Raw genomic sequence first — 15256 nt, 5'->3', positions numbered from 1 at the left:
TTATTAAAAAACTTTTACTTTTTTAAAAATAAATGTGACTAAACTTTTCTTAGTGTTTTTTTCAGCGGTAACCATCATCGTTGCTGATGCGTTGATAAAAAAAATCAGTACGGGCCATACTTTTTTTGATATCATCAAAGACCCTTGGATGATTTTAATTTGTGGATTGTATCTGGCTCAAATTTTTGCGGCCATCTTTATATTTATTTTTAAAGGCGAGCTGGCTATTTACACCAATTTATTTATTATTTTTTATGGGATATTCGGAGTGATTATCGGAATCTTATTCTTTAAAGAAACCCTCTCCCCCATTCAAATGATAGGAATTGGCTTTGGTCTCCTCGGTGCCATTTTAATGAATTTATAAAAATTTACGGTAAAAAGACGCCGATTGTATTGAATGAACGGTCGGATTTTAAATCCCCTCCAAAATCTTTCTCCCATTCACGGTGGCCATGTCGGTGAGGACTTCGATGTCGTAATAACGGCAGGTTTCGAGGAGGAAAAGAAGCTCGGTGAACACGTCGCCATCAATGAAGGGGCAGAAATAATCGTGCACATTGTCCACGCCCAAGGCCACATTGAGTCCGGCTTCCAAAAAATGCGGAACCGGGCCGATCGAGTTGTGGACCGGGGCCATTTTTTCGCGCATTTGCACGCCGTCGATCATGGAGCGCGGGCAAATGATCACGCTCATGTCCGCTTGTTTCATCAACTTGGCGACTTCGCGGATGTAATCGTCGGGTTGCGCGGCCAGAGAACAGCAATGCACCGCGTTCACGCGACCTTGCAATCCGTGTTCGATCACTTTTTTGGCCAACAACTCGGTGTCGCGTTCGTCCGGGTCGTTGTTTTGGTCGATGTGCACGTCCACGGTTTTTTTATATTTTTTAGCCATGGAAAAAATATAGTCGAGGTGCTCGGCTTGGCGCGGGCGTTCGCGGGACGGCAAACCGCCCAACACATCCACGTACGGCGCGGCTTTTTCAATCCATCCTTGCGCCTCGGGAGTCAACGCGCCTTCCAATACCTGCGAGCAAATTTGAATCTTGAGGCGATCCTTGTACATTTCTTTGACTTCGAGTGCGGCTTCGATGCACTTCATTCCGACCGTAGAATCCACGTCGATGTTGGTGCGAGTGATCGTGCAACCCTGATTAATCATATTTTCAGCGCTCAATTTCATGCGCTCCACAAGGTTTTCGTGCGTGTACCCGGCTTTCACTTTTTTCCACAAATCCCATTTCACCTCCATGTGCTCGAGGGTCATGGTCAAAGTCTCGGGGGTGACCACATACGCTTTGTCAAAATGCGCGTGGCATGACACGGGCCCGCCTTTTTCTTTGATTTTGGTGCGCAAAACAGAGAGGAGGTCCCAGGGATTAGCCATAAGATTAGGGTTTAATTGATGAAAAAAATGACGAAATGAAATGCGGGGGAAAGGACACTTCGCTACGCTGCGTGTCTGCTATTTCTTCATCCATTCTTTAATTTCTTTCTCGACTCTATCCAACCCCAAATTCCCGGTGCCGCCTTGGTGCGTGGACATTTTGAGCCAGCGATTCACATCTTTTTCCGTGACTTTGATTTTGTCGATGTTGCTTCCGATTTCACGGTACGCGTCGCGGAACGTCATGCCCTCTTTCACTTTTTCGAACGCCTTGTGCGCGGCAAACAATCCCGGGCAACCCAGCATGGATTTCATTAAAATTTCCTTATTCGGTTCGATGTTGTCGAGCACCACGCCCATGGCATCGAGTGACATTTCCGTGTATTTGAGGCCCAAAAACAACGGGCGCTTGATCTCCTGCCCGTCACGATGGTACCCGGAAATTTTATTCAAAATATTCATGGCCACTTCTTGTCGGCACGCGAGAACGGTCGCGGTGCGGCCGCGGATGAGCTCAGCCACATCGAGATTCTTTTTTTGCGGCATGATCGAGGAGCCGGTGGCGATGCTGTCGTCCATGTGAAAAAATTGAAATTCCTGGGTGGTGAAAAACAACAAATCGCACGCGAGACGATTGAGGGTGAGCATGATTTGTGCGCAGGATTCGAGCACGAGGCCTTCGATTTTTCCTCGAGAATTGTGGCAGTAAATCACATTGTTTTGCGTTTTTTTGAACCCGAGCTCCTTGGACAACCAATCGCGATCAAAATCAAACGGAGAACCATAGCCGGCGCCGGAACCGAGCGGATTTTGGTCCACAATATCGTCGCGAATCGCGGTGAGAAGCTTGATGTCATCGATGAGACTTTCCGCAAACGCAGCCATCCACGTCCCCACCGTTGTGGGCATGGCTTTTTGCATGTGCGTGTACCCGGGCATGGCCACCATTTCGTACTTTCGCGCGAATTTCACGAATTTTTGTGCCAAAGTCATACTTTTTTCACGAATGAATTTAAGTTTTCGCTTTAAAAACCAGCGCATCATGACCAACACTTGATCGTTGCGCGAACGGCCGGTGTGAATTTTCTTTCCCGTGTCTCCGAAACGTTGGATCAAATAATCCTCAATCTTGGTGTGGCAATCTTCGTCCTCCAATTTCAAGACGAATTCCCCTTTTTCGTAAAGTTTTAAAATTTCATCCAAGCCTTGCTCCAACTCTTTCAATTCTTGCGCGGTGAGAAGTCCGTGTTTTTTGAGCAAACGCGCGTACCCGCGGGAGCACCACACATCATCCGGGATCATTTCTTGATCGTAAGCAATATCTTCGCCGGCATTGAATTCTTCCACGACACGATTGACCGACACTTCTTTGTTTTTAAACCATATTTTTTTCTTGATGGGGGTGGGCATGGGTGGAAAATTAAGGGTAAAAGATCCTACCGAAGCTTGTCATTCTGGGCCAAATGGCCTTTGCCGATCATTGTAATGGGTTCGTGGATGGATTACAAAAAGATTTTTTTCCATTATAATACGTCTTATGAAAATCCATGTGGATAAAATCGGGTCTGTGGCGAAAAATGCCCGGCTCCCCCGAGAGGTTGAGATCAGTAAAACGCTTCGGCCTGAACAAGGCGCGATTCTTGTTGTGAAAGTGTTGGAAAATAAAAAAATCTACAATCGACTCGAACTCACGAGCGGCAAAATGTCGGTACTGCGCAAAGATGATGTAGTGGTGGTAGCGCTCGGCAATCGGCGCGCGCTTAAAGGGTTTGTTGGAGAAGTTCCGAAAACGCTTAAAGCCGGAGATGTGATCCATATTTTGAACATCGGAGGCGTGGCCGGATTGTGCACGGATGCGAGTGAAAAAGAAGTTGGGAAGCCACTGAAAGTTCGGGTGCTGGGACAGGTGCTTGGGCCGAATTCTTCTCCTCTGACATTAAAAACCCATCGACTTTTTGAACCGCATTCCCGACTGGAATCTCGGGTGCCGTTGATTGTGGTGAGCGGCACGTGCATGAATACGGGAAAAACGTCTGTGGCGTGCGAAATCATTCGATATGCTTCAGCCAAAAAATGGAAGGTTTTTTCCGCAAAGTTGGCTGGCGTTGCCGCGATCAAAGACCTTGAATTGATGAAAAAAAATGGAGCAAAACAAACGGTTTCTTTTGTGGATGCGGGCTATGCGTCCACGGTACGCGGAAATGGGACTGTGGCCGCGATTGCCAAAGGCGCGATTGATTATTTATCCCAAGGAAAACCGGATGTCATTGTGATTGAATTTGGAGATGGGATTTTTGGTGAATATGGGGTGCAAACCGTGTTGAAGGATCCGGAAATTCAATCTCAAATCGGAGCTCATATCGGCTGCGCGAATGATCCGGCCGGGGCCTTAAAATTAGTAGAAATATGCCAAGAACTCGGGGCGCCGCTGAATGTGATTTCCGGGCCGGTAACCGATAATAGTGTGGGGGTAAATTTTCTTCATCAGCATCTCAAAATCCCGGCGTGCAATGCGCTGACGCACGGGAAAAATTTATTTGAGCATGTTTTAATGTTTTTTTAATTTATTTTTAATGATCGACATTTACGCTTTTCTAAAAACACACGATATTTCCTACGAATCTTTTGCCCACCCTGCGGTTTTCACTTGCGAGGAGGCGGAACGCTTGTGTCCTAAAATGCCCGGGGTCCCGGTGAAAAATCTATTCCTTCGCAGTAAAGATAAAAAACGTCATCTTTTGGTGGTGGTGGGGTATGACAAACGCGTGAATTTGAATGAATTAAAAACGGTTTTGGGAATTTCCGGACTGGGCTTTGCCTCGTCGGAGCGATTGCAAAAATACCTTGGGGTGGAGCCGGGTTCGGTTACTCTTCTCGGGCTGGTGAACGATACCGAACACGCGGTGGAGGTGATTTTTGACCAAGGAATTTGGGGCCAAGCCTTGCAATGCCATCCGTTAGTGAACACCGCGACATTGGTGATTCCGGTGGACGGGATTGAGCGACTTTTAAAAGCTACGGGACATGCATATCAGGTGATGGAGGTGCCGGAAAAAGCTGTAACGGCTTCCACTGAAGCTTTTATAACTCCCAGGAGTTTTTGAATATCACAATCCGTCATACCAATCATGATTGAAATACGAAAGCCTCGTTGTTGCAACGTAGCTCTTTCAAAATACTCCTGTTGTTTTACGTAAAGTTCTTGAGTGATTTGTGGAGTCCTTTCTCCTCGAATATTAAAGACATCGGGATGAACAATCGATCCCAACAATTCCCTGCCATTTTCTTGCTGGAATTCCAATAACTTCGCAAAACATTTTTTAGCGTGATCTACGCTAAAGGACTTGGTGAATTCATCTTTTATTGTATCTATTCCTTCTAATGCAGGGGGGCAAAAACAATCCACTTGCATCCCTCGACCTGTGATTTCTTCATTTAATGCATTGATATCAAGATTTGAAGTCGGGTTTTGTCGAATCATCAACACGCGAGCCGATTTCCAAGGATTGGGATTCCCTTCACACTCATCATCTGATGAATAATCCACTTTAAAATGTTGAGCCAAGAGCGAATCATTTATAAAAAATTGATCGATTTTCGCACATTCTGTATCAATGTAAGTTCCTTCTCCGGAAAAATTCCATAAAGTTTCCGTGGTGAGTAAATCCGTGAATCCGTGAGCAAGGTGCCTTTCTTGTTGTCTGCACCATAAGACCGCCACTACTCTTGACAAATCCTCCAAAGAAATAGTTCCTTTTACCCTTAATTCTTTATGAAGTGCTTTTCTTAATTGTTCTTGGATTTTTTTCCGAACCCACACCATGCCTTTTTGACCTCCACCAAAAGGTTTACTAGTCATCAGGATATCCAAATCGGGATGGACCAGTTTATCTTGAGCTCCATCTCCCATAAGCATCGCGTCGGGATAAAATTGGAGCATCTCTCTCTTAACCTGATCTGCCGGGATACGCGTTCCATCTCGACGCACGGTTGCTAAAAAAGCAACCGGTGGAGGAGTCGACGTTGATTCTAATTCAGTCCACCCCATCCAAGAGGAGAGTCGTTTTCCTAAAGGGCTAGGTTTACTTGCTTCCGCCCTTTGTATTTCAGTTTTTTCGGCCCATCTACGGGTAAAATCTAAAACTTCTTCCCCTTTATACATTGTTTTTTCGAAATTCGCTTCCAACATGCAAAATTCCGATTCATCCAATAATGATAAATATTCTCCAGAAGAAGTGCAAATGATTAATCCCGGGAAAAATCTTGTTAAAACTTTATGAATACTGCTCCAAGCACTGGTAACGCCTGCACTGGGATACCCGTTTTGTTCTTCATCAGACATGGTGTCGCAAAACGCTTCAAAATGCTCAAATAATTCATCAAAAACCTCCATATTCCAGTTTGGATTTGGACATTTGCGTGCGAAAGTGTCAAAGAATTTCAAAGAAAGATTCACGGTTGCTCCTCGGAAATTGTTTACTTGAACCCTTTCCGATTCACGTTCCATGCATTTTCTCTTAATTTTCCCCCTTAATTCTTGGTGTTTATCACGATCGGTTTGTTTAATCTCTCTAATCGTATCAATAAAAGCCAATGCAATGTCTTCGTTGGTGACAAGGTAATCAATCGGATCTTTTGGATTGAACTCCGGAGGATGACGAGATAACGATTCCAAAACCGCCCAAAACATTTCGAAAGAATCGGCCAAACACTCGTTTAAAACAGCCTGAATCGCCTCTTTTCGTTCATTCCCGGGTTTCGTCCCTATCAAAATATCTTCAACCACTGCCTGTTTAATAAAAGCATCTATTTTTTCTAAAATTTGATGATGAAAATCGTCCTGAAAACGTGTGACGTTTCGACTTAAGAATGGGTCTATATTCGGTATTTTTTCAAGGAACATTTCATTGGGATTGTCTAAAATTTGACTCCTGGTTTTTTGATCTTTTTTAAGAGGCGTGACAACCCTTGCCCTCCACCCGCACACTTGCTGGGCGGGCACTTTTTTAATGATATTTAAAAAAACTCCCTCTTTTCTTATTTCTTTTCTGAATTTTTCCACCACCAAGGCAATTTCCTTCCTGAAGCGGGAAGGAAACGGGAGATTTAGATCTACATCATCTAAATCAACATCCGGCTCCAATGTCCCCATAGCCATCTCATTGCTTACGTTTGATTGAGGTGCAGCGAAGCCCATTAAAAAAAAGGATAAATTGCGATTCTTCAAAAAAACATGAATTTGGTAAAAAATCTACAATATTTTCATAGATTTAGCAAGGCCTTTTACTCTCTTCCCTCTCGTTCCGATCCAAACATCATGCCCATCACCATACCAATGACTTCGGCATATTTTTCAATAAAGTCATTTTCAAAAATTTCTTGTTTTTTATCCGGGCCCACATACAACGAAAGACTCCCGACAAATTTCCCCTTAAATTGCAACGGGACCATGAGCAACGAGCACAAATTATTCTTTTTAGCCAAATATTTGGATTGAAATTTTATTTCTTGGACCACATCAATCACTTTGAGTGGCGAACCTTTTAAAAAAGCTTTTTCCGCCAAACTCCCTTTGTATTTAACCTGAGCTTTCCCCCTCCAATCTTCCACCACCCCAAAACACGACAACAGATCCATGGTTCCCTTTTTTTTGTTGTACATGCGAAGAATGCAGGCATCCACGTGCGTCAACATCATGACCGCGCTCACAAAAAAGTGCCCAATCGCCTGAGGATCCCGATTTTCATTAAAAAAAGAAATTCCGTCCATGATGTAATCCATCTGGCGACGCAAAACTCCTATTTTCTTGTACGCTTCTTTCATTTTTTGATATTTGAGGGTTAAGTCCTCCTCAAATTTCACTTGGCTGGTGATGTCGCGGGCGATCAAAAGATAAAACGTCTCTTCTCCTTCCTCGTGGCTAAAAAGAGGCGTCAACGTGGCGGAAAGACGCATAGGGGCCTTGTTCTTGTGAATCCCTTCCAGCTCAATGTTGTACAAAGTTTTGGCGTAATTTTTTATATTTTCGAGATCTGTTTTTTTAAACAATCGATCCAAGGGTTGCCCCAACATTTCCTCCTGTTTATACCCAAAAACAATTTTAGAACCTTTGTTCCATGAAATGATTTTTCCACTCGCATCAAACACAATGATCGCATCCGTGGCGTATTGAATTGCGCCCATTAAAATGCGCTCTTTTTGTTCTTTTTTCTTGATTTCTGTAAGGTCGGTCATGATCGCAATGGTTCCTCCGTCCGGAAGAGGGGTCCCACTGACAAGCACGGGAATTTTTTCTCCTGTTTTTTTAATCAAATCTCCTTCGTAGCTGGAACTTCTTCCTTCGCTACGATCGGTTTCATTGATGTGTCGAACGCGCTCCACACTTTCTTTGTCCCAAAAATCATAAGCGGTTTTCCCGATGACTTCCTGTGGAGTATAGCCTAATAATTTACAGAATTTTGGATTCACATACACGGTGCGCTCCTCGCTGTCTCCCAACCACACGATTTCGTTCATGTTTTCGACGAGTCGGCGATAAATGGTTCCCGTGCCGGTGGCGCAGACCCCAAGACTAGCGATGTTTGAGACTTTCTTGAATTTTTTTTCGGGCATAAGAAGTGTGGATAAAAGTGAGCCATGAGCGATGCACTTGTCGCTCTTCGGATTCCAAAAGTTGAACCCGATCGCCTTCGGCTAAAGGCGTTTGAAGCGGCCTTTCTTGTCCATTGATTAAGGCGGAGACCACATGATCGCCCAAATCGGTGTGAAGATGATAAGCAAAATCTAAAATCGTTGCTCCTTTTTCCAATTTAAATATATCGCCTTTACAAGAAAAAAAATACACGTTTTCCTCCGGCGTTTCCGAAAAGGCATTTCCATGAAGAGACTCGAGTATTTTTTGGGGATTGGCAATCCACTGCGCCCTTTTATCTTTTGCGTAAATCCAATGCGCTGCAAATCCTTTTTCCGCATATTCATCCATGCGTTTGGTGCGAATCTGGACTTCGATGGGGATATCCAAATGAGGGACAACCCCCAAAAGACCGGTATGGATGCTTTGATAGCCGTTTGTTCGGGGAACGGAGATGTAATCTTTAAAAAAATCCGGGACCGGGTAAAAACGATCGTGCAACAATTCCGCCACATCAAAACAAATACGATCGCTCGGATCATCTAAAATGATACGAAACCCAAAAACATCCTTAAGCCGAAGCGCACTTTCCACCATTCTTTTTTGTAATTTCTGATGAATGCTAAAAAAACTTTTATAGCGTGCCTTGATCTTAAACGTATAACCCTCCTCTTTCAAAAGTTCTTCCAATACAGATAAAACCTGATTTAGAATTTTCCCTTTTCCCTTCTTATAAGCGATCAAGAAAGTATCGATTTTTTTATAAGCCGCGGGATCCGTGATTTCAAAACATAGGTCATCAATCAAGCTTTTTTCCTCAAAAAATCCAAATCGTTCCAGGAGCGGGGAAAGGACTTTCAAATATTGTCTGGAAAGGCGTTGCCTCTTTTCATTGTCTTTTTCTTGAGTTAATTCTTGGCGAAATAAAACAACGATTTCATAAAAAAGAGTGGGATGCGCGGCAAAATGCTCAAAAAAACAATCAAATAAAAGAATTTGATTCTTTGGCTTTTCTCTCACAAAGCTCAATAAGTCCGTCCATTGACGAGCCTTTGAATCCATTAAATTCACATAGGTGGGGGTGAAAATAGTTATTCCAATTTTAACATAAATTTTTAAAAAGAAGATATACTTTCCTTGTTTAGGAACCTCCTTTTCTGATAAATTCCAATCATGATTTCTATTGCATTGGACACTTTGGCGTTGGGAAAAATTTCACAAGCTCATGGACTTGCGAAAAACGAAATGGAGGCAATGGCCGCTTCCTTGCCTGAATTCCTTAAAAAAATCAAAGGCCGCGGACAAGGCTTTTACGAGGTGCTCGATGATACAAAAACCGCAGATTCGATTGAGGTATTTGCAAAAAAAACAAGTGGACGATATGAAAAAATCGTTGTCTTGGGTATTGGCGGATCCGCGTTGGGAACGAAATGTTTACAACAGGCGCTTTTGCCGTTGTTTGAAACGTGGGAAAAAAATGCAGGGAGGAGAATGCAGGGGAGCGCACTTCGCTTCGCTGGAGAAATGCAGGAGGGTGAGCTCACTCCGCTATCGCTTCGTGAGTGGTGCGTGGTTGCCGACAACATCGACCCTTCACTCCTCCGCGATCTCGACGCCACGTTGAATCTTGAGAAAACGCTTTTTATTGTGGTGAGCAAATCCGGAGATACGATCGAAACTTTGGCTCAGTATTTTTATTTTCAAAAACGCGTGCAAGATGCAGGACTCCATGAAGCCGCCCATTTTGTTTTTATTACGGACGCTGACAAAGGGTTGCTCCGAGAAATTGCGGCTAAAAATCCAAACATTCAAACATTCGAAGTGCCTAAAAATGTGGGAGGACGCTTTTCGGTTTTGACCCCGGTATCGTTGGTGCCGGCCGCGTTGATGGGGCTCGATATTCAAAAACTTTTGCACGGCGCACAAATGATGCGCGATGTTTTTTTAAATCTCGATGCTGAGAAAAATCTTTGTTTCCAACTCGCGACCCTCCAATATTTACTCGGTCAAAAAGGAAAAACGATCAACGTGTTTATGCCTTACTCCAGCCATCTTATCGGATTCACCGAGTGGGTGACTCAACTTTTGGCGGAAAGCATTGGCAAGGCGTTGAATGAAAAAGGCGAACGCGTGAATGTGGGGCTCACTCCCCTTCGCGCCGTGGGAGCCACGGACCAACACGCGCAAAGCCAGCTTTTTCACGAAGGCCCGAACGACAAACTCATTGTGTTTTTTGAAATTGAAAACTTCGGAGAACCGCTCGCGATTCCCAATCCTTACCCCGATCATCCCGCGGTTTCTTTTCTTAAAAATGCCACCTTTGACCAGCTTTTAAAAACTGAAAAACAAGGGACCGAGCAATCGCTCATTGAATGCGACCGACCGAATATCACCATCCGGCTGAACCGTCTCGACGAGGCTGCGTTGGGCGGATTGTTGATGTTGTTTGAAGGAGCCACGGCCTTTTTGGCGGAATTTTACGGGATCAATGCGTTTGATCAACCCGGGGTGGAGAGGTCGAAGCAATTGATGAGGGGCGGGGATTCCCTCCGTCGCATGGGAGCGAAACGCCTCGGATCATGAGTCGCTGGCGTTTCTTCCTTGAAAATGCGACGTCAGAAACCCCCACCCCTCACCATAAATATTAACTCCACGTTTTTAATCCTCCCCCATGCGCCCCATCCTTTTCCCTCGCGACGAACTCGCCCACAAAAGCACGATTGAGTGGTGGTATTGGAACGGGCATCTTCAAGACAAACAAGGCCATGCGTACTCCTACATGGACTGCCTTTTTAAAGCGGACACGAAAAAGGTGAAAATCCCTTTTTTGAGCAAAATGCCTTTCCCGACGATTTATTTTTCACATTCGCTGGTTTCCGACATTGCGCACCAAAAATTTTATCCGGTGATCGATTTTGTCTCCATGGCCTCCAAAGACAGCTGGACCAAGCCTCTGCTTTATGTGAATTACACGAGCCCCTTCACATTGAACACCTACTTCAACAACATCATGGAGTCGCCCAAACCGTTTCAGTATCATCTTAAAACCGAACTTCTCGACCTCACACTTACGTCTAAAAAACCGCCGCTGCTCGAAGGTGGCAACGGGTACCTGATTTTGAACACCAAAAAAACATATTATTACTCCCTGACGCGATTGGAAACCGAGGGCACGATTCGCATCAAAAATAAGACCATTCCGGTGAGCGGCATTTCTTGGATGGATCATCAGTGGGCGGATGTGGCGTATTCCAAGGACAAATGGACGTGGTTTTCGGTTCAGCTGGAGGATGGGACGGACATGGTGTGTTTTGAATATTTGGACAAAGGGGTTAAAAATTATTTGGCGAGTTTTTCACTGCCGAGCGGGCGAACCGTGCACACGCATGATGTGCGCCTCACGGCATTGGGTAAATCTTGGGTGAGCCCCAAAACCAAAACCGAGTATCCGTTGGCGTGGCGCATCGAGGTTCCATCACGGAAAGTCGACCTCAAGGTTGAGCCGTGTGTCAAAAATCAAGAAATGAATTTTGGCGCCATCAATTATTGGGAAGGAGGGCTTCACGTGACAGGAACCATGGGAGGAAAACCCGCAAAAGGAGTCGGATTTTTAGAACTCGTGGGCTACCCCTCCATGTACAGCGACTACAAATTCTTGAAAGACATTTTAATGGAAACCCAACGACGGTTTGTGAAGAAGTCGAGGAAAAAGCTGGGGTTATAGGTTTGCTTTTAACCTTATTTTGTGTTAAAATAGCATGAAGGACACTCACGAAGCTGACATAAGGTGACTTCTATAATATTTTATTCTTTCTCCCCTCTCTCATGTCCCGAAAACAAAAAGTTAAAAATCTCACGTTAAAAGACATCTATCGCAAACATTTTCGTGTGGCGATTTTTGGGTCTGCACGAATTAAGCCCGGAGGAAAACTCTATAAAGACGTTTTTAACCTGGCAAAAAATGTGGGAGATCACGGGTTTGATATTGTGACCGGCGGCGGGCCCGGACTCATGGAAGCGGCCAATGCCGGACATGAAGCCGGAGATCCTCATCATCATGCGGACTCGATCGGATTGACCATTCGCCTTCCCAAGGAATGCAAAGGCAACAGTCACCTTGAAATTCGCAAACACTTCAATAAATTTTCCGCTCGACTCGATCATTTTATGGCCCTCTCCAATGTGGTGGTGGTCATGCCCGGAGGCATTGGAACGTGCCTCGAATTGTTTTACACGTGGCAGCTCACTCAAGTGAAACACATCTGTCCGATCCCCATTATTTTGGTCGGAGAATTGTGGGAAAAGTTGCTCAACTGGGTCATTGACTACCCGCTTCGTCTAAATTATGTGAGCCCTCCGGATCTTCGCAATATTTATATTGCAAAAAACAATCGCGAAGCCTTTAAAATCATTAAAAAAGCGCATGAACTTTTCGAGGAACTCGGAGAAAATGCGTGCTTGAACGCGGATCAATATTTATTGACCGAAGATGCCGAATCCCATGGGGAACGCCGAGCGCACGCGCGTCGTGCGGCCCGCAAAATGTCCAAAAAAGACCTCGCAAAAAAAGAAGAAGCGTTGGAAAAGATGGGGGAAAGGCTGGAGTAGAAAAAGCGCATTTCACTTCGCTTCATGGCGTGGCGATTTTTAATTTTTCTTCGTATCTCAAGTCCACGATATGAGCCAATTGATGATGCTCTCTGCAAAGAGGTGCCATATAACGAGGATCATGGGTATGCGCGAGCGCGAACCTTTGAGAATGATGGATGTTGCGTACAAGTTTTGGACAATTGGGGATAGAACATTTTTGGCCAAATTCCTCTTTAAGAATGGCTTTCACCCGAACCGGGATGTATCGGGAGACCGTCGTTGGTGCATTTTTTGCGATTTTCTCTTTCTCTTGTTCGATTTTTTCATTTCTCTGTTTTAAAAGTTCCAAAATGATTTTATTCACGTCGTGCCCTTGCACATGAAGACGGTTAAGTTCTGTGATGACAACAGCAGAAAGGGAGAAAGAAATACAAGGGAAACCCTCACTACGTTCGGGTTTACACTCCGCTCGCCCTTCGGGCTCGCTACGTGTCTTCTGCACGTGCAGACTTTTTGCCTCACGCTCGTCTCTCACAAAAGTCTCCAACGCCGCTCTCGGGAGTCTTTTTATTTTGTCCGCCAGCTCACTTTCGTTTTCCACAGTAGCGATGGAAACCACTCGTGCCAATTTATTTACACTTACACTCCCCTCCACAAGCAAATTTTTTAGAACAGGTTTATCTTCAAATCGTTCTTCCAAACGAAGCACGATTTTTGTCTGCTTTTCAGAAATTCCCGCCCATTTCGCCGCAAATTCAAAAATACTCGCGCACCCGCGTTTTTTGTATAACTTTCGACGATGCACCTCCGGCAAAAGGCCCATAAATTTTCGCCGCCACAACAACGCCTGCTTGCCAAATTTATCGCAGAGTTTGAGTAATTCATAATCGGTAATTTTTGTAATTGGATTATTCATAAATAACAGATTAAAATGACGCTTAAATCATACAAAAAATCACCCCAAAAAGTCTAGGCGAAAATGTAAAAATTTCACATTTTCTGTGGTGTAAAATGAGGGTTATTTCATGGGTGAGTATATACTCACTACTCACGTAGCGCTAGCGAAGTGCGCTCCCCCGCATTTCTTCCATGACTTCAATGAAAAAGCTTTGAGGTATGGTTCGAGACGCTTCGCTTTTTTGCGAAGCTCCTCACCACGACATAAGCTACAGCACAAAGCTCTGCCCAAACTCGGGCACTTCCACATTTTTCATGCCATTTTCCGCAAGCGCTTGGCTAAAAGCCGTGTATTGCTTTTCTTCGCCGTGGACCAAAAACATTTTTTGAATGCCTTTAACTCCCATAGCATAGTCCAACAAATCGCTGCGATCCGCATGCCCGGAAAAGGCATCGATCACCTCGACCCGAGCGCGAACGTTGTAAGAATCGCCAAAAATGTTCACCATGGGCTGTTTTTCAACGATTTTTCGACCCAACGTGTTATCTGCCATGTACCCGACAATCAAGATCGTTGTGCTGGGATTTTCGATGTTGTTTTTCAAATGGTGCAACACACGTCCGAACTCGCACATTCCGGCCGCGGAAATCACGATCATGGGCACGCGACTCGCATCAATGGCCTTCGATTCCTCGACGCTGGTGGTGTACTTGAGAGCGCCAAATCCGAATGGATTTTCACGATTGTTCAAAAATTCGGCTTGCGCCTCTTTGTCGAAATCCTCGATGTGGCCGCGGAAAACCTCGGTGAGATTGCCGGAAAGCGGGCTATCCACCATAATGGGGAGATCGTGCGGAATTAAATTTTTCTTAAAAAGATCGTGCAAGCTGTACACGATTTCTTGCGTGCGACCGAGAGAAAAGGCCGGAATGATGAGTTTCCCGCCCCGTTGAATCGTGGACATCACAATGTTCGTCAATTTGCTCTCCACCTCTACCAAATCCTCGTGAACACGATTCCCATACGTGCATTCGCTGATCATAAAATCCGCAGCCGGGACCTGAACCGGATCCTTGAGAATCGGCAGGTTCTTGCGACCAAGATCGCCGGTGAAGAGGAGGGTTTTTGTCTTACCGTCTTCTTGATCGTCGATTTTAAGGAGAATCAATGCGGAGCCGAGAATATGGCCAGAGTTATAAAAGGTGAATTCAATGCCCGGGAAAATCTGTTTGGGCTTTTCGTATGCCACGCCTTCGAAATATTTGAGGGTTTCTTCCGCGTCTTCACTGGTGTACGCGGGTTCGACCAAGGGAGTGCCTTTTTTGTGCTTTTTGGTGTTCATGTACACGGCTTCACGCTCTTGAATGTAAGCGCTGTCCATGAGCATGAAATTGCAGAGATCTTTGGTGGCAAAAGTCGAATAAATCGTTTTATTAAAGCCCAATTTAACCAGGCGAGGCAATGCGCCGGCGTGGTCCATGTGAGCATGAGAAAGAATGACCGCATCGACGCGTGGCGGATCAAAAGGCAATTCGCGATTTTTGACATCCGCCTCGGCACGATGGCCTTGAAAAATGCCACAATCGAGAAGGATACGTTTTCCATTCACTTCCAAAAGATGTCGGGACCCGGTGACTTCTCGCGCTGCGCCGTAAAAGGTGATTTTCATGGGGAGGGATTAATATTAGGCCTTTTATTATTTTACCATAAAAATGCCGTCCTGCCAATGAGTGATAATTGACAAATA

At 44.9% G+C, this 15256-nt stretch carries 11 protein-coding genes; 6 read left to right on the top strand and 5 right to left on the bottom strand.

The window, feature by feature from the left end:
• The first annotated feature begins 34 nt into the window (after positions 1-34).
• Positions 35-367: a hypothetical protein gene (locus WC882_00425; GenBank protein MFA5842135.1), complete on the top strand. Its 333-nt coding sequence runs from the start codon at positions 35-37 to the stop codon at positions 365-367.
• Positions 368-415: 48 nt separating this feature from the next.
• Here the strand turns inward: WC882_00425 and WC882_00420 are convergent, their stop codons facing one another.
• Both WC882_00420 and argH read right to left on the bottom strand, forming a co-directional pair.
• On the bottom strand, positions 416-1390 hold the full coding sequence (locus WC882_00420) for an amidohydrolase family protein (protein MFA5842134.1): 975 nt from the start codon (positions 1388-1390) through the stop codon (positions 416-418).
• Positions 1391-1468: 78 nt separating this feature from the next.
• On the bottom strand, positions 1469-2800 hold the full coding sequence (gene argH / locus WC882_00415; protein ID MFA5842133.1) for an argininosuccinate lyase: 1332 nt from the start codon (positions 2798-2800) through the stop codon (positions 1469-1471).
• A 127-nt stretch (positions 2801-2927) separates the two neighbouring features.
• Between argH and WC882_00410 the strand changes: the two genes are divergently transcribed.
• Both WC882_00410 and WC882_00405 read left to right on the top strand, forming a co-directional pair.
• On the top strand, positions 2928-3953 hold the full coding sequence (locus WC882_00410) for a hypothetical protein (GenBank protein MFA5842132.1): 1026 nt from the start codon (positions 2928-2930) through the stop codon (positions 3951-3953).
• 10 nt (positions 3954-3963) lie between these two features.
• Complete coding sequence (locus WC882_00405; GenBank protein MFA5842131.1) at positions 3964-4587, top strand: prolyl-tRNA synthetase associated domain-containing protein; 624 nt, start codon at positions 3964-3966, stop codon at positions 4585-4587.
• Positions 4588-6673: 2086 nt separating this feature from the next.
• On the opposite strand, the gene WC882_00400 is transcribed toward WC882_00405, so the two are convergent.
• Together WC882_00400 and WC882_00395 are read right to left on the bottom strand one after the other, a co-directional pair.
• Positions 6674-8002 (bottom strand): PAS domain-containing protein, encoded by a 1329-nt coding sequence (locus tag WC882_00400; protein ID MFA5842130.1) that lies wholly within the window; start codon positions 8000-8002, stop codon positions 6674-6676.
• Positions 7962-9083, bottom strand: coding sequence for a TGS domain-containing protein (locus tag WC882_00395; GenBank protein ID MFA5842129.1), 1122 nt, complete (start codon positions 9081-9083; stop codon positions 7962-7964). Before WC882_00395 ends, WC882_00400 begins: the two co-directional genes overlap by 41 nt.
• A 111-nt stretch (positions 9084-9194) precedes the next feature.
• On the opposite strand from WC882_00395, the gene WC882_00390 reads away from it, so the two are divergent.
• The 3 genes from WC882_00390 to WC882_00380 all read left to right on the top strand — a co-directional run bounded on the left by WC882_00390 (position 9195) and on the right by WC882_00380 (position 12629).
• On the top strand, positions 9195-10817 hold the full coding sequence (locus tag WC882_00390) for a glucose-6-phosphate isomerase (GenBank protein MFA5842128.1): 1623 nt from the start codon (positions 9195-9197) through the stop codon (positions 10815-10817).
• A complete protein-coding gene (locus WC882_00385) occupies positions 10801-11745 on the top strand; it encodes a lipocalin family protein (GenBank protein ID MFA5842127.1) in 945 nt (314 codons plus the stop codon). Before WC882_00390 ends, WC882_00385 begins: the two co-directional genes overlap by 17 nt.
• Positions 11746-11846: 101 nt before the next feature.
• Positions 11847-12629: an LOG family protein gene (locus WC882_00380; GenBank protein ID MFA5842126.1), complete on the top strand. Its 783-nt coding sequence runs from the start codon at positions 11847-11849 to the stop codon at positions 12627-12629.
• Between the two features lie 1148 nt (positions 12630-13777).
• Here the strand turns inward: WC882_00380 and WC882_00375 are convergent.
• A complete protein-coding gene (locus WC882_00375; protein ID MFA5842125.1) occupies positions 13778-15178 on the bottom strand; it encodes an MBL fold metallo-hydrolase in 1401 nt (466 codons plus the stop codon).
• Positions 15179-15256: the final 78 nt, after the last annotated feature.

Source organism: Candidatus Gracilibacteria bacterium, from assembly GCA_041658685.1.
Lineage (GTDB): Bacteria > Patescibacteriota > Gracilibacteria > UBA1369 > UBA12473 > JBAZZS01.
Note: the sequence above shows the minus strand (reverse complement) of the source record. Positions and strands in the feature narration are given on the sequence as shown.